At 58.8% G+C, this 23,893-nt stretch carries 16 protein-coding genes; 11 read left to right on the forward strand and 5 right to left on the reverse strand.

Annotation, left to right across the window (positions count from 1 at the left end):
- Positions 1–225: 225 nt before the first annotated feature.
- The 7 genes from QQF73_RS05705 to QQF73_RS05735 all read left to right on the forward strand — a co-directional run bounded on the left by QQF73_RS05705 (position 226) and on the right by QQF73_RS05735 (position 11,537).
- Complete coding sequence (locus QQF73_RS05705) at positions 226–1,290, forward strand: hypothetical protein (protein ID WP_219866424.1); 1,065 nt, start codon at positions 226–228, stop codon at positions 1,288–1,290.
- Positions 1,291–1,349: 59 nt separating this feature from the next.
- Positions 1,350–2,360: a putative solute-binding protein gene (locus tag QQF73_RS05710; RefSeq protein ID WP_219866423.1), complete on the forward strand. Its 1,011-nt coding sequence runs from the start codon at positions 1,350–1,352 to the stop codon at positions 2,358–2,360.
- 15 nt (positions 2,361–2,375) lie between these two features.
- Positions 2,376–4,427 carry a TRAP transporter large permease subunit gene (locus QQF73_RS05715; RefSeq protein WP_285367558.1) on the forward strand — a complete coding sequence of 684 codons (2,052 nt, stop codon included), beginning with the start codon at positions 2,376–2,378 and terminating at the stop codon, positions 4,425–4,427.
- A 153-nt stretch (positions 4,428–4,580) separates the two neighbouring features.
- On the forward strand, positions 4,581–7,226 hold the full coding sequence (locus tag QQF73_RS05720) for a S8 family serine peptidase (RefSeq protein WP_285367559.1): 2,646 nt from the start codon (positions 4,581–4,583) through the stop codon (positions 7,224–7,226).
- The gene (locus QQF73_RS05725; RefSeq protein WP_285367561.1) at positions 7,223–7,702 is read left to right on the forward strand and encodes a protease complex subunit PrcB family protein; all 480 of its coding nucleotides are present in this window, start codon (positions 7,223–7,225) and stop codon (positions 7,700–7,702) included. Before QQF73_RS05720 ends, QQF73_RS05725 begins: the two co-directional genes overlap by 4 nt.
- A 68-nt stretch (positions 7,703–7,770) precedes the next feature.
- The gene (gene parE / locus QQF73_RS05730; protein ID WP_219866419.1) at positions 7,771–9,666 is read left to right on the forward strand and encodes a DNA topoisomerase IV subunit B; all 1,896 of its coding nucleotides are present in this window, start codon (positions 7,771–7,773) and stop codon (positions 9,664–9,666) included.
- Between the two features lie 95 nt (positions 9,667–9,761).
- Positions 9,762–11,537, forward strand: a complete 1,776-nt coding sequence (locus QQF73_RS05735) for an SLC13 family permease (protein ID WP_219866418.1) — start codon at positions 9,762–9,764, stop codon at positions 11,535–11,537.
- On the opposite strand, the gene QQF73_RS05740 is transcribed toward QQF73_RS05735, so the two are convergent.
- Entirely contained in the window at positions 11,524–12,819 is a 1,296-nt protein-coding gene (locus QQF73_RS05740) for an EAL domain-containing protein (RefSeq protein WP_228743321.1), read from the reverse strand. The two genes, QQF73_RS05735 and QQF73_RS05740, sit on opposite strands and share 14 nt — an antisense overlap.
- Positions 12,820–13,344: 525 nt before the next feature.
- On the opposite strand from QQF73_RS05740, the gene QQF73_RS05745 reads away from it, so the two are divergent.
- Both QQF73_RS05745 and QQF73_RS05750 read left to right on the forward strand, forming a co-directional pair.
- A complete protein-coding gene (locus QQF73_RS05745) occupies positions 13,345–13,890 on the forward strand; it encodes a cytochrome b (RefSeq protein ID WP_285367563.1) in 546 nt (181 codons plus the stop codon).
- A gap of 63 nt (positions 13,891–13,953) precedes the next feature.
- Positions 13,954–14,535 carry a YceI family protein gene (locus QQF73_RS05750; RefSeq protein WP_219866416.1) on the forward strand — a complete coding sequence of 194 codons (582 nt, stop codon included), beginning with the start codon at positions 13,954–13,956 and terminating at the stop codon, positions 14,533–14,535.
- Positions 14,536–14,590: 55 nt separating this feature from the next.
- On the opposite strand, the gene ypfJ is transcribed toward QQF73_RS05750, so the two are convergent.
- Positions 14,591–15,493 (reverse strand): KPN_02809 family neutral zinc metallopeptidase, encoded by a 903-nt coding sequence (ypfJ, locus tag QQF73_RS05755; protein ID WP_285367564.1) that lies wholly within the window; start codon positions 15,491–15,493, stop codon positions 14,591–14,593.
- Between the two features lie 145 nt (positions 15,494–15,638).
- A complete protein-coding gene (locus tag QQF73_RS05760) occupies positions 15,639–15,890 on the reverse strand; it encodes a hypothetical protein (RefSeq protein WP_219866414.1) in 252 nt (83 codons plus the stop codon).
- A 226-nt stretch (positions 15,891–16,116) separates the two neighbouring features.
- On the opposite strand from QQF73_RS05760, the gene parC reads away from it, so the two are divergent.
- Together parC and serB are read left to right on the forward strand one after the other, a co-directional pair.
- The gene (gene parC / locus QQF73_RS05765; protein ID WP_219866413.1) at positions 16,117–18,411 is read left to right on the forward strand and encodes a DNA topoisomerase IV subunit A; all 2,295 of its coding nucleotides are present in this window, start codon (positions 16,117–16,119) and stop codon (positions 18,409–18,411) included.
- Complete coding sequence (gene serB / locus QQF73_RS05770; protein ID WP_285367565.1) at positions 18,404–19,636, forward strand: phosphoserine phosphatase SerB; 1,233 nt, start codon at positions 18,404–18,406, stop codon at positions 19,634–19,636. Before parC ends, serB begins: the two co-directional genes overlap by 8 nt.
- A gap of 80 nt (positions 19,637–19,716) precedes the next feature.
- Here serB and QQF73_RS05775 read toward each other — a convergent pair whose 3' ends face one another.
- Complete coding sequence (locus QQF73_RS05775; RefSeq protein WP_285367567.1) at positions 19,717–21,801, reverse strand: EAL domain-containing response regulator; 2,085 nt, start codon at positions 21,799–21,801, stop codon at positions 19,717–19,719.
- Between the two features lie 190 nt (positions 21,802–21,991).
- Positions 21,992–23,818 (reverse strand): GTPase, encoded by a 1,827-nt coding sequence (locus QQF73_RS05780; protein ID WP_219866410.1) that lies wholly within the window; start codon positions 23,816–23,818, stop codon positions 21,992–21,994.
- Positions 23,819–23,893: the final 75 nt, after the last annotated feature.

The raw sequence follows: 23,893 nt of genomic DNA on the forward strand, positions 1-23,893 counted from the left end.
TCCCGGGTGTGTCACTTCCTTTGCGGGCCATTGGCCTGATCGGCATGTGCCGGTTGGCAATCCAGCCATTTTTGTCGAACAGTTTTCCACGCATTCTTGCCCCGTCGATAATGAGAAGCGGCGAGTCAGATCGGGTTTCGGGTCACGGTACGCGTCCGTGACTCCGTGGTAAAAAACCGGTTCTGTCATCCCGAACTTATAAAAACAATGTAAACAGGGCGAATTATGATCTCCTCTCTGGTAACCCTCGTTGGTCGCATTCTGGCCGCACGTCTGAAATTGCTCATGTTCATGGCCCTGGCCGTCCTGGCCGGCTGTTCTGCCAATCCGATCTACACCACCACCGGTGTCGTGCTGTCCAGCTACTCCGAAGGCGAGGCCACGCCTTATGTCATGCAGATGTCGGATCCCCAGATGGCCTGTTCGCTTGGTGAGGGCATTGACCCCCTGCTGTACTCGTTCTCCCGCGTGACCGACGCGCCGGACAGTACCGGCTCGCTGCTGATGCTGTTGGCGGGTAACTGCATGGAATATCGCGCCTGGGAAGCCGAACTTGCCTACCTGAGAGCCGATTTCGAGGGCAACGTGCCGGCGGCCAAGGACGCCCGGGAAGAAGCCAAGCGTCTCAATGCCAAGACGGCGGAGCGTCGGTTGAGAGCCTTCAACCGGGCGATGGCCGCCTACGAGTTTGATCCGGCCGCCGAGCCGCTGGAGTGTCCTTTCCTCTTTACCGAGCAGGACGAACTGACCTTCCTGCTGGGTCTGCTGACCGGTATGCAGGCGATCGTGAACGATGCCAATTCCGGTGCCATGGCAGGCATTCCCCGGAACATTGCGCCCCAGGCGGAGCGAGCCGCCACCTGTCTGGACAACGAAAAGTGGGGTGGTTTGCCGAACTCGATCCGCGCCCTGGTCTGGTTGCTCCTGCCCGATACCCGTCCGGCGCTGTCACCCGATCCCTGGCGAGTTCTGGACAACAGTTCCGAGCTGGGCGTGAAGGCAGGCATGCGAGCCTCCATGGCACTCGAAGCGGTAGCGGCAGAGACCTTTGGCCGTCCGGAAGTGCTGGCCGATACGATTGCTGAGTTTGTCGCCGCCGAGGACACCATCGATGTCTGGGAAGACTACCGGCTGGTGGATCATGTCGCGGCGGGCGTGATCCGGTTTTCCTCCGACAAGCATTGGACTGCCAATTACGGCTATCGGACACCGCAGAGTTTCTTCGGGAAGATGAGCCCGGAGCGGAACACCGAGAACGTTGAAACCATGAACCTGGACGATCTGCTCTAGGGCCATCCGGCAGAATCCTACTGAACACCAAGAACCACAAAAATGACCCGGAGGTCGTTATGATCCGCAAATCCCTTACTGCACTGACCCTGGCCGCTGTCGCCCCGCTGGCTTCGGCCCAGACCGTTTCCATGTGTGTGTTCGATGTCATTGGTGCCAATGGCGACTTCTACAACATGGTCAAAGACTATGCGCTGGAAATGAAAGCCCACGGCGTCGACTTCAATCTCAAGCCCTACACCGATGAGGGGGTGGCGGTCGGGGATTTCAATGCCGGTCAATGCGACGCTGTCGCGGCGACCGATATCCGGACCCGACCGTTCAACCGGTTTACCGGCAGCATCAGCGCCGTGGGTGCGCTTCCTACCTACGATGATCTCAAAACCCTGCTGGCCACCCTGGCACAGCCCAAGGCCGCTCCGCTGATGAAAGAGAACGGTTATGAAGTGCTGGGGATTGTTCCCGCTGGCGCTGGCTATCTTTTTGTCAACGATCGCAGCATTGATACCGCAGGCGAGCTGGCCGGCAAGCGCATGGCAACCCTGGATTACCAGAAGGACGCCATCCACATGGTGAACTTCGTGAAGGCCACCGTGGTGCCCTCCGATATCACCAATTTCGCCGGCAAATTCAATAATGGTTCGGTTGATACCGCCTACGCGCCTGCTTTTGCCTATGAGGCACTGGAACTTTACAAGGGCATTGGTGAGAAGGGCGGCATCGTGGACTACCCGCTGGCCCAGCTCACCATTCAGATCATTGCCAAAGACGACGTGCTGGACGACGAAGCCGCTCAGCAGGCCCGTGAAGTAGCCTGGGGCATGTTTCCGCAGGCCATGAATCTTATCTCCGGTCAGGAAGAGGCGATTCCCGAAGAAAAATGGGTCCGCATTCCGGAAAAAGACATTCAGGGTTATCAGGAAATGTTCCGCCAGAACCGCCTGGAAATGCGCGACGGCAAGAACGGCGCGCCTGACGTGTACCACCCCAAGATGCTTGGTCTGCTGAGCAAGATCCGTTGTGCCAGCAACCCCTCCGCGTCCGAGTGCACGGCTGCGAACCGCGAATAAAAAGGTGGAACACTCATGAACTGGCGAGCCTTGACCGCGCCCGCAGCCCGGACACTCTATCCCGTGCATCGATTGCACGGGGTTATCCTGCTGCTGCTTCTGCTTTTCACCTTGTTGCTGGGAATGGGGAACTCGCTGCACTCACGCCTGTTGTGGGTGGGTGAGCAGACCTGGCCTGACTATTACCTGCTGAATCCGGATGCCACGGAGCCCTCATGCCAGCTTGAAATGGACGTGGATGCCGAGGTGAAAAAGCGGGTCGAGGCCTATCAGCCGGACCCGGATGATCTGTTCAGCTCGCCGCCGAATCCCGAAGCGATTCGCCAATCCCTGGAGCGTAACCTAGAGCTTTGTCAGCAGGAGTACGCACTGTATGAACAGAACCTGGAACACGCCACACCAGCTTTGGGACTGTTCAAAACAATCGAGCAGGGTCTCGCGGATTTTCTCCTCGATAACATCGAACTGACGAAGTACCTGTTCATTGCGATGTTTGCCATGGCGGCTGCCATTGCAGCGCTGGACGCGGACCATATTGCCTTGCGCCTGCCCCGGAACCGGGCCGAGTGGCGGTTCAGTCAGGCAACGCAATTTGTGGTGAACGGTATGATGGTGGGGTCGCTGAATGCCTACCTCGGCAAGCTCGCAAGTTCCCCCGGATCCGAGGGCACCGTCGATCTGCAATATGCCTGGGCCACCGTGTTCGGTCTCTTCATGGTGATCAATGCCGTTCGGTTCGTGAATGTGCCGGAGCGCATGAAGAATGGTCGGCTGGCGCTGTCTTCCGGTCTGGTGATGCCCCTGTATTGCGCGATGGGGCTCATTGCCATGAGCTACTTCTTCTTCGTGGACGGTTACGCGTCGGGCCTGGCGATCTACTTCGGCATGATGTCCAACCTGTCCTCGATGTTCATCAACATCGGCTTGTATGTGCTGGTAGGTATGGTGCTGAAGCAGACCCGGCTGCCCGAACTGCTCCTCAATGTGATCAAACCCTTCAACCTGCCGGCACCGATGCTGGCCTCGGTGATCATCTTCGCCACCGCGTTCCCAACGGCCTTTACCGGTGCATCAGGCATCTTCATTCTCGCCGTGGGTGGCGTAGTCTACGACGAGTTGCGTCGTGCCGGCGCCGGTCGGCAACTATCGCTTGCCACCACCGCTATGTCGGGCAGCCTCGGTGTCGTGCTCAATCCCTGCCTGCTGATTGTGGTCGTGGCCGCTCTGAACAAGGAAGTCACCACTACCGAGATGTACAGCTGGGGCTTCTGGGTGTTCATCATGTCCGCCTCCCTGTTCTCGCTGATTGTGTGCAAGACTCAGGGCAACTGGAAGCCACGGCCAGCCCCCGGCGCTTTTCGGGCATCCCTGGTCCAGATGAAACCACTGGTCCCCTACGTTCTTGTCGGTGCGGCCGTAATTCTGGCGATCTGGGCGATTCTTGGGCTGAAGTTTAACGAATACAGCGCTCCAATGATTTTGCCGCTGGTCATGTTGGCGCTGGTTTTTCTGGATGCCGGCAGCGACCGCCGCGAACTGGGCGAGACTCGGCTCCGGGCCTTCTGGAAGCGCAGCTCTTACGCTGCCAGTGATTCGGCCGTTCACATTGGCGCACTGCTGGCCCTCATCGGTTTCTCCATCTGCCTGGGTGGCATCCTGGAGCGGTCTGATATTGTCCATGCGCTGTTCCCGGAGAATCTCACCAGTCCCTGGATCGCCATGCTGGTCATTGTAGTGATGCTGACCTTCATCGGCATGGTGATGGATCCGTTCGGTGCGGTTATTCTGGTATCGGCAACCATCGCACAACCCGCGATTCAGCTGGGAATCGATCCGCTGCATTTCTGGATCGTGTGTCTCGTGGCGTTTGAACTGGGTTACCTGAGCCCGCCGGTGGCGCTCAACCATCTGCTGACTCGCCAGGTGGTGGGGGAGACCGAGGTGCTCGCGGCGGAGCGGACGGGCACATTCTGGCATCGATACGAACGGCTGCTGTTGCCCCTTGCGGTCATGGGGCCCACGTTGCTTCTGGTGGCCTTCGTGCCCATGCTGTTCTACGCTTTATAACCACGGCTGAGAAAACTGAAACCGCCTCCGGAGTATGCCCGCAGGCGGTTTTTTGCCATCTGGTGCGACGGTTTCGACGTATCGGTTAACACTCAGTAAAAAACGCCAGCTCTGCGATGTTGTATGCTGGAAAACTATCGGAGAGTAATCCCTATGCTATTCAAGGCATGCACCAGAACGCTAATCAGAGGCACGGCGACTGCCGGTCTGTTGCTGGCTCTGGCAGGGTGCGGTGGTGGCTCTGGCGGCAGTTCCGACCCGGTAGCCGTGGCGCTCTCCGGTACCATCGACATCGAAACCGGAACCCGGGTCGACGCGGATAATGCGGATGCTTTGGCGTTGAGCAACACCCGTCTCGGATCGCCTCAGAGCCTGCCGGCAGAATACATCCTGGCCGGCTATGTCAGCGCTTCGGCCGGTGCCTATCCGGCCCTGCCGGATTTTCCGGCCACCGGTTATCCCGCCGATCCCGATGACACATTTTCCATGCGGCTCCGGAATGGCCAGACCGTCGAGCTACAGGCGTTCGCCACCCGGGCCGGAGCCTCGGCCCTGAGGCTGACTGTTGATGGTGTTCAATCCAATGTAACCACCAGTACAAACAGTCGTATCAGTGTGACCAATTCCGGGGCAGACGGTAGCTATACCGTCCGGGTAGAGTCTGAGGGGCCAACCCCCATGCTCTATGTCCTGTCCACGGCGGTGAATCCCACCGGAAACGCCGTCTCCCTGCGTTGGCCGGAGCACGAGTTTGTCGAAGGAGAAGCCCTCGTCGCGCTGAATAATCCAGTGGACCAGGCCACGGCCCAGTCCATGCTTTCCCAGAACGACATGGTGCCTGCCCAGGAACTGGCCCCGGGCCTCTGGCGGGTCAAGGCGCCGGTCTCGAAAGCCCTTGGAAGCGGCGAGCCAGCCGCTGCCGCGACCCTGGACTGGATACGGGCCCTGCAGAAGCGGCCGGATATCGCCTCCGCGACACCGAATTACCAGATGCAGGCGATGACGCCGGTCGATGAGCCGCTCTACAGTGCCCAACAGTGGCACTATGGTTTGTTGAACGCCCCCACGGCCTGGCAGCTGGCCCCTGATGGGGGTGAGGGAGTCACCGTCGCGGTAATGGACACGGGGCTGTATCGAGGTTCAGGTGGCTGGCACAGTGATATTGACGCCAACGTCAGTACAAACCTTGCAGGGTCTGATTTCGTTTCAGAGCAGTTTGATAACGACGGCCAGCCGGGTCGGGACAGCAATCCGGCGGATCCGGGCAACAGCGTCGGTGGAAGCGTTTACCATGGCACCCATGTGGCGGGAACCGTTGCTGCTTTGATAAATGAAGAAGGAGGGGGCGGCGTTGCATTCAACTCCACCCTGTTGCCGGTCCGGGTTCTGGGAGAGGGCGGTGCCGGTTCCTCCGCCGACCTTTTGGCGGCGCTGCAATGGGTCGGCGGACCTGAGGGCGGCCAGCCAAGAGCGAACATTGCGAACCTGAGTCTCGGCGGACTGCCGTATATCCAGTCTTTGCAGGATGCCATCAATACTGGGACCGAACGGGGTGTCATATTCGTGGCGGCTGGGGGCAACGCCGGAACAAACGCCGAATCCTATCCCGCCGCCTTTGACAATGTGTTCGCGGTCAGCGCAGTCGACGGCGCCGGTGACCTTGCGTCCTACTCGAATTTCGGCAACTGGATTGATGTCGCCGCGCCCGGCGGTGATGCCAGCCGCGATGGCAATGCCGATGGCCGTGGTGATGTGGTGGTCAGTACCAGCGCCAGTGTAATTAACGGTTCGTTGCAGGAAACCTACATCGGGCTGCAGGGCACCTCGATGGCGGCGCCTCACGTGTCGGCAGTGATGGCGCTGATGAAAAATCAGAATCCCGCTCTGGATTACGGTGCCATCAATGCTTTCCTGATGGCCGGTGAGTTAACCGTGGCAAGCTGCGCCAGTCCGCCCTGTCCGAAGACCAGTGAACTGGGGTGGGGGTTGCTGGACGCCGGTAAGGCAACGTCGGCTGCCCTTTCAGCCCCGATAACAGATCTATTGACGGCGTCCCCTGCCATTGTATCGCTTTCGTCCGAAGGCAGTCTTTCGGCTACCGTGGTACTTGAAGTCTATGGTGACAATGCGCAGGCTGTGACCATTGACACTATTTCGGAACCGCCGCCGTGGCTCAATATTGAGCCTCTGGCACAGAGCGAAGGCACCCGGTTCGAGTTGCCCATGTCATTAAATCTCGACGCTTTGGAACCGGGTATTTCCGAGCGCGCTTCAATAGAGATTACCTACAGGGGCGGTCAGACTCGCACGCTCGAAATCCCCGTGGTCGGCCAGGAGGTCACCGACCAGCAGGCCCGGGACGCCGGCCGGCACTTTGTGCTCCTGGTGGACCCGGAACCGGAAGGCGGGTTCTACACCACTGTCGCCCAGACCAACGTGGTGGCCGAGAATGGCCGCTACCGGTTTGCCTTCGTGCCGGATGACGGTCAGGAACCGAAACAGTTGAATGAGGTGCCGCCGGGGAACTATATCCTGGTGGCGGGCACCGATCTGGATAACGACGCCCTGATCTGTCATGCCGGTGAAGCCTGCGCGGAATACCCGGTGGCCGGTCTGAGGGAAGAAATTACGGTTTCGGCGGGCGAGGCCATTGAGGGCATCCGCATGACCACCAGCTATTCCCGGCCGTCGATTTCGGCGGCCTCGCCTGATCAGCTCCCTCGCCCCGGGTTCCGGGGCTACCAGCTGTTATCACCCAACCCGGACGCCGACGACGTAAAGGCCCTTGCCCAACCATGACACTGATTCCTCGAGTAATTACCGGTGTGGCTGTTCTTGCCGGCGTGTTTGGTGCCGGTTGCGCGGTTAGTCAGACAGAAACGTCCTCCGGCGCACCCTTGGCCCGGCAGATCGTCCAGTCCTCCAACTGCGGGCTGACAGCGCCCGGTCACCTGCACCTGAAAAGCCGTGCCGAGGTGGACCGTCTGGAGGCCCTGCCGGGGCGAAGCCTGCCGCTGGCGCCGCTCCGGGAGATCCGGTTCGACAATGAGCATGTGATCCTGGCAGCGCTCGGGCAGAAACCAACGGGTGGTTACAGCGTCACCCTGGCCGGGTCGGTGATCGAAGATGACGTTCTCGAGCTTCAACTGAGAATCCAGGAACCGGAGCCGGGAACGATGGTTACTCAGGCCCTGACCACACCGTGCGCGGCCATCGCCGTGACAGCCTCAGGTTGGAATGACATCCGGATCACGCCGGTCGAAAACAACCGTTGATCTTTCCCGCCGAATCCCTAAGCTATGACCCAGCTTTTTAGTTCCTACTGCGGAGTTACTTCCTGCCTATGAGTCAGCAACAATATAACGCCGATGCCATTGAAGTACTGAGCGGCCTGGACCCGGTGCGCAAGCGCCCGGGGATGTATACCGATACCAGTCGCCCCAACCATCTGGCGCAGGAAGTCATCGATAACAGCGTCGATGAGGCGCTTGCCGGACACGCCCGTCGCATCGACGTTGTCCTCTACAGTGACGGTTCCCTCAGTGTTGAGGATGACGGCCGGGGTATGCCCGTCGACCTGCATAAGGAAGAGGGACTCCCGGGGGTCGAGCTAATCCTGACCCGGCTGCATGCCGGCGGCAAGTTCTCCCAGGGTAACTACAACTTCTCCGGTGGCTTGCACGGGGTGGGGGTTTCCGTCGTCAACGCATTGTCCACGCACCTTGAGGTGACCATCAAGCGGGACGGTCAGCTGCACCGGATGACGTTTGCCAACGGTGACAAGGCCTCCGAACTGGAAGTGGTGGACACGGTGGGTAAGCGCAACACCGGCACGCGCCTGAAGTTCACCCCGGATGTCAGCTACTTCGACAGCCCGAATTTCTCCGTCAGTCGTCTGCGTCATAACCTGCGTGCCAAGGCGGTACTTTGTCCGGGGCTCACCGTTACGTTCCTGCAGGAAAAGACCGGCGAGAAGGACGAATGGTGCTATGAGGACGGTCTCCGGGATTATCTGCGTTCGGCCCTGGCGGATATTGAGGCGGTCCCCCTGGAGCCGTTTACCGGCAGCTTCTCCGGTAACAAGGAAGCCGCCGATTGGGCCATCCAGTGGTTGCCGGAAGGTGGTGAAACCGTGATGGAAAGTTACGTGAACCTGATCCCGACTGCCCAGGGCGGTACCCACGTTAACGGTTTGCGGACCGGTCTGCTGGAGGCGATGCGGGAATTCTGTGAGTTCCGGAACCTGCTGCCCCGGGGCGTAAAGCTCTCACCCGAGGATATCTGGGAGCGGGCAGCGTATGTGCTCTCATTCAAGATGCAGGAGCCCCAGTTCTCCGGTCAGACCAAGGAACGCCTGTCCTCCCGCGAGGCGGCCGCGTTCATTTCCGGTGTGGTCAAGGACGCCTTCAGTCTGTGGCTGAACCAGCACACCGACGTTGCCGAGGCGTTGGCGGAGCTGTTCATCAGCAATGCCCAGCGCCGTTTGCGGGCCAGCAAGAAGGTAGCCCGGAAGAAGGTCACCTCGGGACCGGCGTTGCCGGGCAAGCTGGCGGATTGTTCCGGCGGTGATACTGCCCGCTCGGAACTCTTCCTGGTGGAGGGCGACTCAGCCGGTGGTTCTGCGAAACAGGCCCGCGATCGGGAATTCCAGGCGGTGATGCCGCTGCGGGGCAAGATCCTGAATACCTGGGAAGTCGATCCGTCAGAAGTGCTGGCATCCCAGGAAGTCCATGACATTGCCGTGGCCATCGGGGTGGATCCGGGCTCCGACAAACTTGACGGTCTGCGGTACAACAAAGTCTGCATCCTTGCCGACGCCGATTCCGATGGTCTCCACATTGCGACCCTGCTGTGCGCGCTGTTCGTGAAGCATTTCCGACCGGTGGTTGCCGCCGGGCACGTATTCGTTGCCATGCCACCGCTGTACCGCGTGGATCTGGGTAAGGAAACCTTCTACGCCCTGGACGAGCATGAGAAACAGGGGATTATCGATCGAATCGCCGCCGAGAAGCGCAAGGGCAAGATTTCCGTCACCCGGTTCAAGGGGCTGGGTGAGATGAACCCGCTGCAGCTCCGGGAGACCACCATGGCCCCCGATACCCGTCGCCTGGTTATGCTCACGATCGAAGATGGTGACGAGACCGACAGCCGGATGGACATGCTGTTGGGTAAAAAGCGGGCATCCGACCGCCGCTCCTGGCTTGAAACCTACGGCAACATTGCCGACGTGGTCGTTTAATATTCCTAAGGATGCTATAAAAAGCATCCTTTATTCTTTCTAAGTATTCCCCAAAGCCGTTATCCTGCCAGTTTTCTTTCCGGGAAGAACCGTAAATGGACTGGCAAGGCTGGTTTGCGCTGGGCCTGGCGGGCACCTCGCTGATACTCATGAGTGTTGGACGAATCGCACCCTACTTGGTGATGATGGGGGTGCTGGTCGTGCTCAGTGCCAGTGGCATTATCTCTGCTGATCAGGCGCTTGCCGGATTCAGCAACAGCGGTCTGATCACCGTGGTGGCCATGTTCGTGGTTGCTGCCGGTATTCACCACTCCGGTGGCGTCGATCTGCTGGTCCACCATTTGCTCCGCAACCCGAAAACCGTTCGCAGTGCCCAGGCCCGGATCGCTCTTCCGGTTTCTCTGCTCAGCGGATTTCTGAATAACACGCCGGTGGTTGCCACCATGATTCCGGCGGTGCATGCCTGGTCCAGAAAGATTGGCATCTCTCCCTCCAAGTTGATGATTCCCCTAAGTTATTCAGCCATTCTCGGGGGCACTCTGACGCTCATCGGTACCAGTACAAACCTTGTGGTGAACGGCCAGTACCAGCAGCTCACCGGAGGGCAGGGGTTCTCGATCTTTTCCATTACGGCCGTCGGGCTCCCTGTTGCCGTAATCGGTGTTGCTGTGATTCTGCTGGTGATGCCCAGAGCATTGCCGGACCGGAAGGACCAGCAGAAGTTCGGCTCCATGCGGGAGTTCACTCTGGAAGTCGCCGTATCCTTTGACGGGCCGCTGGTGGGTAAAACAGTGGGAGAGGCCGGCTTGCGGGAGCTGGAGCGACTCTATCTGGTCGAAATCGAGCGTGATGGGAGCGTGGTTACCGCCGTGCCTTCGGAAGAACGGCTTCGGGGTGGCGACCGTCTCGTGTTTGCCGGTGACACTCAGGCCATCTCCGACCTTTTGCGGATCAACGGTATTGTGCCGTCCGTGCATGAAGACGAACCCAGCCTGAGCCAGGACCGGGCTGAGCGAAGGCTCGTTGAAGCCGCACTGTCCCCGCAATCGGATGTGCTTGGAATGACCATCCGTGATGCCCGTTTCAGGGACCGGTATGGTGCCGTTGTCCTGGCCGTGGCTCGCGGAGGCGAGCGGGTTTCCGGCAACCTCGGCAACATCCGCCTGAAACCGGGGGATGTGTTGCTGCTGGAGGCGCGTCCAGCGTTTGTAAGCCGTCAGCGTTACAACAAGGATTTCCTGCTGATCAACGATCTGGAAACAGAAACCCCGCGCCATGACCGGGCATGGCTATCCTGGGGCATTCTGCTGGTGCTGGTCGGGCTGGCTGCCTGTAGCGTTCTGAGCATGCTGAATGCGGCTCTCCTGGGAGCGGCCATGATGATCATTACCGGGTGCTGCTCCGTCGGCCAGGCTCAGAAATCCGTTGATGTCCCGGTAATTCTGACCATCGCTGCATCCTTTGCGTTGGGCGCGGCCCTGCTGGAGACCGGTGCCGCAAGGTTTGTCGCCGAAGGCATCCTGGGTCTGAGCCAGGGAAATGTTCTTCTGGCGATCCTGCTCGTATACATCACGGTGTCGGTACTGACCGAAGTGATCACCAATAATGCCGCTGCCGTGCTGGTGATTCCGGTTGTCCTGTCCATGACCTCCAGTATGGGGGTTGATGCTGAGCCATTTGTGATTGCGGTCATGATGGCGGCTTCGGCCAGCTTCGCGACCCCGCTGGGCTACCAGACAAATATGATGGTGTTCGGTCCGGGCGGGTACCGTTTTGGTGATTTCGTTCGGGTTGGGCTGCCTATGAACGTGTTCATCGGCGCGATTACGGTGGTTGTTATTGCCCTGGTTTACGGAATCAGTATTGGCTGATGGAGGGTTCTGGCGGATTGGCCAGAATGTCGCAGCATAACACCCGCAGCTCACCCTCCTGGTAGTAGCCCAGCGACAGGGTCACGCACATGTAGGCGCCGGTAACGCAGAGGTAGGGTGCGGTGATGTGAAGGCTTTCCGGCTGAGCCAGTGCCTGACGCAGGTACTGTTGTCGGAACCAGTCGGCGCTGCTGGTGCTTTCCAGGGGCTTAAAGCGAGGGTCCCGGCTGCGGACGCCGAGCTCGGACACCAGGGTATCTTCAATCTGTACGCCCCGGTCGTTCACCAGGTAGCAACGCGAAACCGCCGGATGGTTCAGCAGTTTCACGCAGGCGTGATCCATGCTCGATCCGCTCCCCAGCCTGTCGATGGCATCCTTGAAAAAGCCGCTAAAAAATCCCACCAGTTGCCGCGTCGGATCCAGGGTCACCTGGTTGCGGGTTTTGTATTCGTCCAGTAGCTCATCAAAGTTCGCGGGGGTGCGCGTCAAGGCTTCCAGATCGATACTCGGGCGCCGGAAGAAGAACCCCTGAACAAAGTCGACGCCGGCATCAATGGCGATCATGGCCTGATCCCGGGTTTCCACCCCTTCCAGCAACACCAGGCAGCCTGACTGGTGCAACAGGGAAACAATGCCATTGAGAATCTGCCGGGCTTTGTTGTCTTCCGTGGCTCGGGTGAGCAGGGTGCGGTCCAGCTTCACGATGTCCGGCGACAGGTTCCAGATGCGCTCGAAGTTCGAGTGTCCGGCACCGAAATCATCAATGGCAGTCAAGCACCCGAGTTTCTTGTAATAGGCGACTGTTTCTTTGAGTTTTTCTGCGTCGTCGGTGGGTTGCTCCACAATCTCCATCACAATCCGGTGCGGCGGCAGACCTGTCTGCCTGAGCAGCTGTCCAAAAAACGAGTCGGCCTGGCTGCCGCTGGTGACGGCCTGGGGAGATACGTTCAGGAAAAGCCAGTTGAGCTGGTCCTCTAGGCCACTGTAGTTGCGAATGTGCAGGTAGCGGCACAGTCGGTCCAGGAGCAGGTTCTCTGCATTGGAGGATGGCAGCTGGAACAGGTGAAGCGGCAGGACGGCTGAATTGTCATTGTCGAAGGCCCGGATCAGCGCTTCGTAACCAACAATGCGCTTGTGGGAAATGCTGTAGATCGGTTGCAGGGCTGTCCTGAGGGTAAGTCCCTGAAAGCTGGCGGTCCAGGTGTCGCCTTCCTGGCTGAGCATGGGGGACAGCAAATCCAGTTCCGGGGCTGTCAGCTTTTCGGAGAGGCTTCGCGACATAGACTGTTCTGATTGGTTGCACGAAAACATCAGGTGCCTCAGAAGGGACGGCCTGAACTGTCGATAATCAGTACATATGCGGCGAGCAGGAAGGCAGCACTACTGACGTAAGTGCCGAGATTGCCAAAAAAAAGAATTTATTACCACTCTTTCATACAGAAAGTGGAAGCCAATCGTATCTTTGTCCGACTAATTGCCGGGTTTGTCTGCCGAGCGGCCCAGAGGCCGCCAGGGGATCAGTTGTTGCTTGGAACAACAACACTTTCGTCGAATTCGAGTTCCATGTCTGTATCCTCTCGGTCAATGAGAGCCCTCGATGGGGCTGCGAAATATGTGTTAAGTCTATCTATGCTGTAGTTTTGAGCAATCCGTAAAATCCGTATACGACCAAAGGCATAGATGTATTCTGTTAGTCAGAAATTCTGATGTTGGTCTGCAAAACATTTCGATTTTTTTCATCAAACCCGGCTCGTAGAATCCGGGCAAAGTGAAAAGTAATCAGACAGGTAAGGCTCCGAACCGACAATGCAGCTCAGAAATTCCTCCGAACGATATGGGGTTGTCGCCATTTCCATGCATTGGCTCGTGGCCGCAGTGGTCATCGGCCTGTTTGTGCTGGGTTACTGGATGGTGGATCTGTCGTATTACCACGACTGGTACAATCAAGGCCCCGATATTCATCGCAGCGTCGGCATTCTGTTATTCGGACTCATGATCGCCCGTTTGCTCTGGCGCCTGCTTGATTACGATCCGGGACCTCTGTCGAACCACACGCGCTTGGAAGTCGCCAGCGCACAGGCCGCTCACGCCCTGTTGTACCTCCTGTTATTTGTGGCCATGATCAGTGGCTACCTGATCTCAACGGCCGACGGCTCGGCTATCAGCGTATTCGGGTGGTTTGACGTGCCGTCGCTGACTGGCCAGGTCAAGGGTCTCGAGGACACAGCGGGTGCGGTTCACTACTGGTCGACCTGGGCAATTGTTTTGCTGGCAGCGCTGCACGCCGGCGCCGCCTTCAAGCACCACCTGATTGATCGCGACCGTACTCTCCGGCGTATGTTTGGCAAGTGAGCTGGATGGTGCTCAAACGTTAAAAGTGGCCCTCAGGGTCTGAACCGAGAAAGGGAGAAACCGATGAAGAAAGTTTTGCTCGCATCTGCCATGTCCATGGTGTTGGTTGGCGGTGTCCATGCCGACGAGCACAGCGGCACCTATGCCTTCGATAAAAAAGGTTCACACCAGTTCGTGACCTTCAAGATTTCACACCTGGGCTACAGCTGGCTGTATGGTCGTTTTAACGATTTTGATGGTCAGTTCGTCTACGACGCGGAGAATCCTGAGAACAGTTCCGTGTCCGTCACCATCGACACCTCCAGCGTTGATTCCAACCACGCCGAGCGCGACAAGCACCTGCGTAGCGAGGACTTCCTGTACGTCGACGAATACCCGGAAGCGAGTTTCAAGAGCAAGCGTGTGGTTGTCGATGACGAGGGCGAAGCGGATATCATTGGTGATCTGACCCTTCGCGGCGTGACTCGGGAAGTCACCCTCGAGGCTGAAATGATTGGCCACGGAGACGACCCCTGGGGTGGGTATCGTATGGGATTCGAAGCCGAGACCGAGCTTCGGCTGAAGGATTTCGGCATTCCCATGGATCTGGGCAAGGCATCTGAAACCGTCGACATTATCATTTCCGTCGAAGGTGTCCGCCAGTAATACGCACCGATTCTGGCCGAGGAGGTTCCGGGTGAGGTCGCCCGGAGCCCCTTCCTCACAGTGACTCGGCGGCGAAAGTGTTACAGGCTTCAATGTCGCCGCTTTCGAACCCCCTGCGGAACCAGCGTACCCGTTGTTCGGACGTGCCGTGGGTGAAACTGTCAGGCACGACCTGTCCGCCCGACCGGCGCTGGAGTCGATCATCCCCGATTGCTGAAGCGGCGATTAAGGCTTCGTCCAGATCTCCCGGCTCGAGAATCTGGCGATCGCGATGGGCTATGTGCCCCCACACTCCTGAAAAACAGTCGGCCTGCAGCTCCTGCCGGACAGAAAGTCCGTTGATCTCTTCCTGACTCCGACCCTGTCCCGCCTGACGTACTTCCTGGCTGATGCCCATCAGCGTTTGCACGTGATGTCCCACCTCGTGGGCGATGACATACGCCTGGGCAAAATCACCCGGTGCCCCGAATCGCCTGGCCAGGTCCTCGAAGAACGACAGGTCAAGATAAACTTTCTGGTCTCCCGGACAGTAGAAAGGACCGACTGCGGCGCTGGCGAAGCCGCACGCAGACTGTACCTGGTCCGAAAACAGTACCAGGGTCGGTTCACGATAATTGCCGCCAAGCCCGTTGAAAATGGTTCGCCAGGTATCCTCGGTATCGGCGAGGACGACGGACGTGAAATCAGCAAGCTGCTGCTCAGCCTCGGAGAATTCCCGCGGCGCCTGGGCGGTGGTAGTGCCCCCCGTGAGCATGGGTAGCAGGTCGATACCAAGGAACTTTCCACCCAGTACGACCGCAACGCCGGCGATCAGGATTACCCGGCCGATCTTGCTTCGAAAAAGCAGGGTGAGGAGTCTGAGTAGCAGGATCACGCCGGCGCCGGCTGACGAATAACGCTGCGTTTGCCCGCGTCGATCCTCGATGTTGTCGCTTCGTCTGCCGCTTCGCCAGCGCATTCCAGTATCCTCCGGTCACGCCCTCGGACGGTCAGCGCCTGTAGCCGGCACCGTCGTTGAAATTAACCTGAAGAATAGCAGCGGAAGAGGGGATGTCTTTGTTACTGTCGGGACTTTGTGCGTCAAACAAGACAACCTGACGGTGTCAGGTTGCCCGATGGGAAGGGTCGGTTGCTTTGCTGGCCGACTGGCCAGATTTGCAAAGATGACGCTGTCGCCAGAACTGACCGGCAAAAATGACCAGCCAAATGAGCACGCCAGCCCAAAGGTAGGGCTCGGGGACCTGGAATGTGCCACTGATTGCAAACTCCACCAGGAGCATCAGTGCGACTGCCAGTACCGCATTCACCATGGCGGTAACCATGGCTTGCCCGCAGGCTTTGAGGTCGGGTTTCATAGTGTTCCGCTTGTTTGGAAAGTTAAACGGTCTTCTATCCAGTGACGGTGAGCATACGGCTAGCATTACAGAGTCTCCATTCGGGAATTCCGCTATTGGAAATTGGTGTATCCGTGCCGGCGTCCATATAATGTGGCCTCGCGCTGACGTCCGTGATTAATTCGGACGCAAGCGGTAGCATCATCGGCGTCATTCACATCAGGTAATACAGGCAGAAGAGGCATCCATGCCAGAGTTTCAGACTACGGATGAAGGCTTTGAGCGGGTTTCACTCAGGGACTACACGGAAAAGGCCTATCTCGACTATTCCATGTACGTCATCCTTGATCGGGCCCTCCCCAACGTAGGAGACGGGCTGAAGCCGGTTCAGAGGCGCATTGTGTACGCCATGTCCGAACTGGGTTTGAAGTCCACGTCCAAGTACAAGAAATCCGCACGTACCGTTGGTGATGTCCTGGGTAAGTTCCACCCCCACGGTGACAGCGCCTGCTATGAAGCCATGGTGTTGATGGCCCAGCCGTTTTCTTACCGGTATCCCCTTGTGGACGGTCAGGGCAACTGGGGATCTCCGGACGATCCCAAGTCGTTTGCAGCGATGCGTTACACCGAGTCCCGGCTCGCACCGTTCGCGGAAGTTCTGCTCGGTGAGTTGGGCCAGGGAACCGTAGACTGGGTGCCCAATTTCGACGGCACCATGGATGAGCCCTCGGTTCTGCCCGCCCGACTGCCCCATGTCCTGCTCAATGGCACCACCGGTATTGCGGTCGGCATGGCTACGGACATCCCACCCCACAATGTGCGTGAGGTCACAGCCGCCTGTATCCGGCTGCTGGACAGCCCGGATGCATCGGTGGATGAGCTGTGTGAGCACATCAAGGGCCCGGATTTCCCGACCCAGGCCGAGATCATCACACCGCGCAAGGACATCCGCCAGATGTACGAAACCGGGCGCGGTTCCCTGCGGATGCGAGCCCGCTGGATTCGCGAGAACGGCGAAATCATCATTACTGATCTGCCACACCAGGTGTCAGGTGCCCGGGTGCTGGAGCAGATTGCCCAGCAGATGCAGGCAAAGAAACTGCCCATGGTCGCAGATCTCCGTGACGAGTCCGACCACGAGAATCCCACGCGCCTTGTGATTGTTCCGCGTTCCAACCGGGTGGATCTGGAAGGCCTGATGGCGCACATGTTTGCCAGTACGGACCTTGAGAAAACCTATCGGGTGAATATCAATGTGATTGGCAATGATGGCCGGCCCGGAGTCAAGGGTCTGCACGAAATGCTGACCGAGTGGCTGGCCTTCCGCCGGACCACGGTAACCCGACGCTTGCAGCATCGGCTGGATAAGGTTCTGGCGCGTCTGCATCTCCTCGAGGGTTTGCTGATCGCCTACCTCAATATTGACGAGGTAATCGAGATCATCCGGACCGAAGACAAGCCCAAGGCGGTCCTGATGTCGCGCTTCGGGCTCTCGCCGGATCAGGCCGAAGCCATTCTTGAGCTCAAATTGCGGCACCTGGCCAAGCTCGAGGAAATGAAGATCCGGGGCGAGCAGGATGAGTTGGCCGCTGAGCGCGATGAGCTGCAGTCAATCCTGGGGTCCGAAGACCGTCTCCGGGAACTGATCAAGGCTGAGTTGCAGGCGGACGCTGAAACCTTCGGGGACGACCGCCGTTCCCCAATCGTTGAGCGCGAGGAGGCTCGCGCTTTCAGCGAGGTTGACCTGGTTTCCAATGACCCGGTCACGGTGGTGCTGTCGGAAAAAGGTTGGGTTCGCGCCGCAAAAGGCCACGATATCGAGCCGGAAGGCCTGAGTTACAAGGCGGGTGACCGCTATGCCCTGGCGGCGCATGGGCGTAACAACCAGCAGGCGATATTCCTCGATTCAACCGGTCGGGCGTACTCGCTGATGGCGCACAGCCTACCCTCGGCCAGGGGGCAGGGCGAGCCGCTGACCGGCCGGATCAATCCGCCGTCCGGCGCGAGCTTCTCCGGCCTGCTGATGGGCGACCCGGGCCGAAAAACACTGCTGGTCACCGACGGCGGCTATGGCTTCGTCACCTCTCTGAACGACATGATCAGCAAGAACCGGAACGGCAAGGCGGTGGTCAGTGTGCCCAAAGGGGCCAGGCTCATGCCTCCGGTCACCGTTCCGCAAACGGATAAAACCCTTTACCTCGGTGCGATCTCGAACGAGGGCCGGATGCTGGTGTTCCCGCTCAGTGAATTGCCGGAACTGGCGAAGGGTAAGGGCAACAAGATCATCAGCATCCCGTCGGCCCGGGTTCAGAATCGGGAGGAGTTCGTGGTTGCGGTGGCGGTATTCGCCGAGGATGATCAGCTGGAAATCCGGGCCGGCAAGCGCAAGATGGGGCTGCAGTTCAGCGATCTGGAACACTATCTGGGGGAGCGCGGCCGGCGCGGCCACAAGCTGCCCCGTGGGCTCCAGCGGGTAGACGCCATTGACGTGATTGCCTCAGCAGCGAGAACGGAAGAAGAGGAGAGCGCCGAGAGTGAGTGAACTGGTACTGATTAACGTTTCCGGCCGGGACAAGCCCGGGCTCACCTCGGAGATTACCGGGATCATGGGCCAGTACGCGGTTCGTATCCTCGATATCGGCCAGGCGGTGATTCACGATCATCTGACCTGGGGCATCCTGATTGAGATCCCGGACGAATCTAAGTCGTCACCGGTGATCCGCGATCTGCTGTTCCGGCTCCACGCGCTGGATCTGCAGGTGCGGTTTGCACCGATCTCGGTGGAGGAATATCAGTCCTGGGCCGAAGGGCGCAACCGCGCCTGTTACATCGTCACATTGCTGTCCCGCGACATCAAGGCAGAGCAGATTGCGAGGGTGTCGGCGATCACCGCCAGGCATGGACTCAACATCGACAACATTTCCCGTCTGTCGGCCCGGCCGTCGTTGAACCCGTCGGAAAACCGGATTGCCTGCGTGGAGTTCTCGGTGCGTGGCACGCCATCCGATCCTGAAACGCTCCGGGCGGATTTCCTGCACATCGCCGGCGAGATGAACGTGGACATTGCCTTCCAGGAAGACTCCATATTCCGCCGTAACCGGCGGCTGGTGGTCTTCGATATGGATTCCACCCTGATCGACGCCGAGGTCATCGATGAGTTGGCGCTTGAAGCCGGTGTCGGTGAGCAGGTGGCCGGGATTACCGAGCGGGCCATGCAGGGGGAGCTCGACTTCAGCCAAAGCTTTGCCGAGCGCCTGGCTCTGTTGAAGGGGCTGGACGAGTCCGTGCTTGAAGGCATTGCCGCCCGACTCCGGATGACCGAGGGTGCCGAGCATCTGATCAAGAGCCTGAAGGCGCTGGGCTACCGTACTGCGATCCTGTCCGGTGGCTTCACCTATTTTGCCCGCCATCTCCAGAACAAGCTGGGCATCGATTATGTCTATGCGAACGAGCTGGAGATCGAGGACGGCAAGGTTACCGGCCGTGTCGCCGGACAGATTGTCGACGGCAACCGGAAGGCTGAATTGTTGCTGGAGATTGCCGAGAAGGAGCACATTTCCCGTGAGCAGGTCATCGCCGTGGGTGACGGGGCCAACGACCTTCCAATGCTGAGCCAGGCCGGGCTGGGCGTGGCATTTCGTGCCAAGCCACTGGTCAAGGAGTCCGCGCGCCACTCCATTTCGACGTTGGGGCTGGATGCGATCCTGTATCTGATCGGTTTCCGGGAGAGTGAGACCAATCAAGGGCTTGAGCGGGCGGGTTTCTAAAACGCCTGGAGCACCGCCCCAAAAAAAAGACCGGCGTCCGTGAGGCGCCGGTCTTTTTTTTGGGGCCTAATAGCCCGGAATCACTGATCGCCGAAGTCGTAGTTCATTTCCGGAACCGGTGCCTGCAGGTAGTAACCCTGGATATAGTTCACACCCGCCTGCCAGAGGGTGGCCAGAACACCGGCGTTTTCTACCAGTGGGATGATGGTCAGCTTTCCGCTGCTCTGCAGGGTCTTAACCATCTCCTTGACCTGTTCCTTGGCTTCGTCGTTTTTCTGGATCTCTTCCGTAAAGGATCCGTCAATCTTCACATAGTCCGGATCAATGTGTTTCAGGGTATTGAACGGGTTGAGCGCACACCCGAACTGGGAAATGGACAGTTTGCAGTGAAGTTCATGGATGGCCTTGGTGAATTCCTTGGCCTGCTTCAGGTAGTTGTTGGCATCACCTTCCCGGATCTGGAAGATCAGCGAGTCGCCGGGCAGGCGCGCGGCCTTGAGCGCAACACTGAGCCAGGGCGTAAAGGTCTTGTCCTGAAGGGTTTCTGCCGTCAGGTTCAGGAACAGGCGCGTATCGTGACCCTTCGAGCGGTGGCTGGCCAACTGCTTGATGGTTTGCAGAATCACCCAGCGGTCGATCTTGATGGCGGTGTCTGAGGGGCCCATCGGGGGCAGGAAGTCGTAGGGCGAAACTTCCTCATTGTCCTTGGCGATCATGCGGACGAACGCTTCGTAGTGCTCTTCACCTTCTCCGCGCAGGTTGATGATCGGCTGGAACAACAGTTTGAAGCGGTTGTCCTCCAGCGCTTTCAGAATGGCCTCGACCGAGTTGCTTTCATCCAGGGACTCGTAGTCCGCCGGGTTGTAGATCAGAACCCCGTTGCCCTGCTCATGACCGTCCTGTTTGCGAACGTCAGACGACGCTGTGTGCGCCCGTGCCATGAGTTCTTCGGCCTTGGGCGAGTTCTCGGTAATGGCCGCGACACCAATGCTGACGGAAAACTGGACAGTGCGGCCATTGATATCGAAAAGGTGATCTTCCACCGCCTTGCGAATGCGTTCACTGTGCTCGGCCATTTTCTTGTCATCGCAGGGCTGACTCATGAGGCAGAAAGCGTCATCGCTGAGGCGGGCCAGGATGATGTCCTCACCAACCTCTTCTTTCAGCAGGTTCGCAAGGTCTCCAAGCAACAGGTCTGCGCCGGCAATGCCAACCTGAGCTTTCAGGCTCATGAAGTTGTCGAGAGCGATGTAGGCGAGGGCGCCGGTTTCGTTGTTCTTGCCGGCCTTGGCGATGTTTTCTGCCAGGGCATCCATCAGGTGCTGGCGGTTGAACAAACCAGTCAGAAGGTCCTGGCTACTGATCCGGCGCAGCTTCTCTTCAAGTTCGGCGTCGCTATGTTCTGGCTGCATTACAATCTGTGTGCAGGCCTCGCCGTCGTAAGTGGCTGCGGATACCGACATGGTGACGTTCAATTCGTGGTCGTCACTGCGACGGGCCGTGCAGTTCAGGGTCATGCCGTCTTCGCCCTTTTCGACGAATGACTTCATGAACTCCTTGTACTTGTCCTGGCTGTCTGGGGTCAGGGTGTCCAGGACCGGGATGCAGATCAGCTCATCAATGTCATCGTAGCCCAGGAACTCCATGTAGGACTGGTTGGCATAGATGTGCATGCCATCGTTGATGTAGGCAATGGCGTCCTTGGAGCTTTCGAGCAGGAGCTGGCAGCGCTGCTCGGCTTCCCGGAGGTGGGATTCCAGGACCCGGCGGCGCCGGCGCTCATCGAGTGCTGACAGTTCGCGATTGACAGTCAGCACCAGCTGGTCGGTATGCGCGAAGGGGACGGTGTCCTGAGCACCTGCCTTCATCATCGCCACGGTGCGCTCGCGACTCGGTTCTTCGGTCAGCAGGATGAAGGGAACGTCCTTGTCCATCCGGCGGATCATGGCCAGGGCATCGTCAGCGCTGAATTCCTGCTCCAGATCCCGTGCCAGCAAAAGGTCCCAGTTACCGGCTTTCAGGGTTTCTTCCAGGTCTTCCTCGGATGTGATGCGGTGGGCCCGGGTGGCCTTGCCGGAGTTTCTCAGGAGGCTGACCAGGGATTCGGCATCGTTCTGGTCGGGATCAAGGATCAACAGGTGTACGGTCGCGTTCTTTTTCTGCATTCGTAAGGCGTCTCGTGAAACACGTTTGGCTGAGCCGGCCCGGAATTTTTGCGTCAGTAAGCATTTACATTCTGCTTATGAGCGGCGGAGTGTCTGAGTCCGTGGGCCGGTCGGTCATTTATGCTGAATGATGCAGTGGATAGCGTCCAATAACAACCCTCAGGCCGCCAGGGTTTCGGCTGACTGCCCCTTACAGGGAGGGCCAGAGTGAGTCGAACTCATCTTCGCTGGCCCCGGCGGAGGTTGCCACGGTACTCGGCTGGAGCGCGGTGGCGTTCTGAAGTTTCAGTTCGAACTGGCTAATGCTGCCGGTCGATGACACTTTCTTCGACAGCTGTCCCTGGTCTTCACGGCCGTCATGCAGGAGCGAAATTCTGCTGCCGGACTGGAATGGAAGCCGGGGGGTGATCAGGGTTGCTGACTGGTTCACCACGCTGATCTCGGGCAGGAGCAGGCCCCGCAGGTACTCGCTGCTGTGCCCCATTTTCTGGATCAGTCGCACGCCGCAAGGTGCCGCGCTTGGGGCCAGCAGTTCAATCCCGACCTGGGTGCCCTGGTTCTTGATCTGGCGAATCCAGCGAACAATCGCCAGGCTCCAGGGATGGGAGCTTTGCTCGCGCACGCCGAGGATCTCGCCGGCCTGCAGGGACGCCGGCACGTTGCTTTCCCAGGCCACACAGTAGCCACCCGGACTGGTGTTGATAAGCAGGGCGTGGTGGGATCTTGGTCGATTCTTGTCGGCAAACTGTTTCGATGCGGTGCCGTGGTTGCCCCGGAAGTTGATGGGTGTATCCGACGAGAGAAATGCATCTTCACTTGGGCCCGCATCGTGGGCGCCGGCCCAGGCGTCCTGATTTCTGCGGGCATTGCGGACGAACAGGTTCTCTTCGTCCTGATGGCCAGTGTCGTTACCGTTTACGAATTCAGTAAAGGTCTTCTCTCCGGCAACAAAATAGTGCGCTGCGGTGAGGCCAACGCACACCTCCAGGGTTCCCTGGCTGGCAATGCGGTTGAAGTTGCGTTTGGCGAGAATGCCCAGCGCCTGGCTCAGGTGGGTCAGCAGGGTGTCACTGACCTTTGCCGGCACCTGCAGGTTGCTATCGCCTTTACCGAGGGCGCCGCCGCCCTTGCCTTGGTTGCGCCGGGCGTGCAGGGTGTCCAGAACCATGGCGGACAGGTCCCGGGTATCAAAATCAAAGCTGTCTTCTCCGGGTTGATGATCGAGCAAACTGCGGTAAATGGGAGGGTTGTCCCGCTCCATGTTGATTACGAAGAGGCTGTCCTGCCCGATATCGGGGCCGCAGCGGGTGTGGTCACTCCAGATTTCGCACAGCTCGTACACCTGCAGCAGCTCCGATTGGCGAAGCTGGTTGGGGCGGGCGCATCCCAGCAAGAGAATACGCTTGTAAGCATCAGCCACTGTGCTGGAGCGGCGATGCAGGAGTGTGTCATCGTCAATCTCAATCGATGCCAGCTTGTTACGGTAGCCAAAACGGAACAGCCGGTGGCACTCCAGCCAGCTCTGGGCAGGGCTGGGGCAATACAGCTGATGGGAGCGAACAATGGTTGCTGCCAGCTCGGATATCGCCCGGTGTACCGCCATCGCAACCTGTTTACGGTTGCGGTCTATGCTGCCGCTATCGAGGAATTCCAGCACGCAGAGTTTGTAGCCGGAGGCCAGGTGCAGCTGTAGCGCCTGGGACAGGTTGGCGATCTTGCGTTGCTTCTCCGGCAGGGCCACGGCCATGCCCAGATAGTGACGTGACAGCTCGTTGCAGACAAAGTGGATTTTTTCGCGGATCAGTTCCAGAAACTGGATGCGTTGCTGCGGTGCGATAAACAGATGGTTGAGCTCAATGACTGCATGATAGAGCTGGCGGGATACCTCGCCGATGTTGGCCATGGGCAACTGACTTATCCACCCCCGAAACGCTTTGGGCGTGGTATCGCAGAACGACAGGCTGGCTGTCTTCTGTTCAGGGACTCGAAGATCTGGTTTCAGGATCATGCCTTCCATGAGTTCACGCCACTTTTCAGGGTCACGGTTGGTATCCCGGGTTAGCCCAGTACAGCAAGGCAGGTGGTTCTTGGT

Source organism: Marinobacter albus, from assembly GCF_030238305.1.
GTDB lineage: Bacteria > Pseudomonadota > Gammaproteobacteria > Pseudomonadales > Oleiphilaceae > Marinobacter > Marinobacter albus.

What these genes read in the sequence shown, in the direction of transcription:
- QQF73_RS05780 (WP_219866410.1), bottom strand. Translation starts at nt 23,818, where the DNA reads ATGGAAGGCATGATCCTGAAACCAGATCTTCGAGTCCCTGAACAGAAG.
- QQF73_RS05745 (WP_285367563.1), top strand. Translation starts at nt 13,345, where the DNA reads ATGCAGCTCAGAAATTCCTCCGAACGATATGGGGTTGTCGCCATTTCC.
- QQF73_RS05705 (WP_219866424.1), top strand. Translation starts at nt 226, where the DNA reads ATGATCTCCTCTCTGGTAACCCTCGTTGGTCGCATTCTGGCCGCACGT.
- QQF73_RS05775 (WP_285367567.1), bottom strand. Translation starts at nt 21,801, where the DNA reads ATGCAGAAAAAGAACGCGACCGTACACCTGTTGATCCTTGATCCCGAC.
- QQF73_RS05735 (WP_219866418.1), top strand. Translation starts at nt 9,762, where the DNA reads ATGGACTGGCAAGGCTGGTTTGCGCTGGGCCTGGCGGGCACCTCGCTG.
- QQF73_RS05710 (WP_219866423.1), top strand. Translation starts at nt 1,350, where the DNA reads ATGATCCGCAAATCCCTTACTGCACTGACCCTGGCCGCTGTCGCCCCG.
- QQF73_RS05725 (WP_285367561.1), top strand. Translation starts at nt 7,223, where the DNA reads ATGACACTGATTCCTCGAGTAATTACCGGTGTGGCTGTTCTTGCCGGC.
- QQF73_RS05750 (WP_219866416.1), top strand. Translation starts at nt 13,954, where the DNA reads ATGAAGAAAGTTTTGCTCGCATCTGCCATGTCCATGGTGTTGGTTGGC.
- ypfJ (WP_285367564.1), bottom strand. Translation starts at nt 15,493, where the DNA reads ATGCGCTGGCGAAGCGGCAGACGAAGCGACAACATCGAGGATCGACGC.
- QQF73_RS05760 (WP_219866414.1), bottom strand. Translation starts at nt 15,890, where the DNA reads ATGAAACCCGACCTCAAAGCCTGCGGGCAAGCCATGGTTACCGCCATG.
- QQF73_RS05715 (WP_285367558.1), top strand. Translation starts at nt 2,376, where the DNA reads ATGAACTGGCGAGCCTTGACCGCGCCCGCAGCCCGGACACTCTATCCC.
- parE (WP_219866419.1), top strand. Translation starts at nt 7,771, where the DNA reads ATGAGTCAGCAACAATATAACGCCGATGCCATTGAAGTACTGAGCGGC.
- QQF73_RS05720 (WP_285367559.1), top strand. Translation starts at nt 4,581, where the DNA reads ATGCTATTCAAGGCATGCACCAGAACGCTAATCAGAGGCACGGCGACT.
- QQF73_RS05740 (WP_228743321.1), bottom strand. Translation starts at nt 12,819, where the DNA reads ATGTCGCGAAGCCTCTCCGAAAAGCTGACAGCCCCGGAACTGGATTTG.
- parC (WP_219866413.1), top strand. Translation starts at nt 16,117, where the DNA reads ATGCCAGAGTTTCAGACTACGGATGAAGGCTTTGAGCGGGTTTCACTC.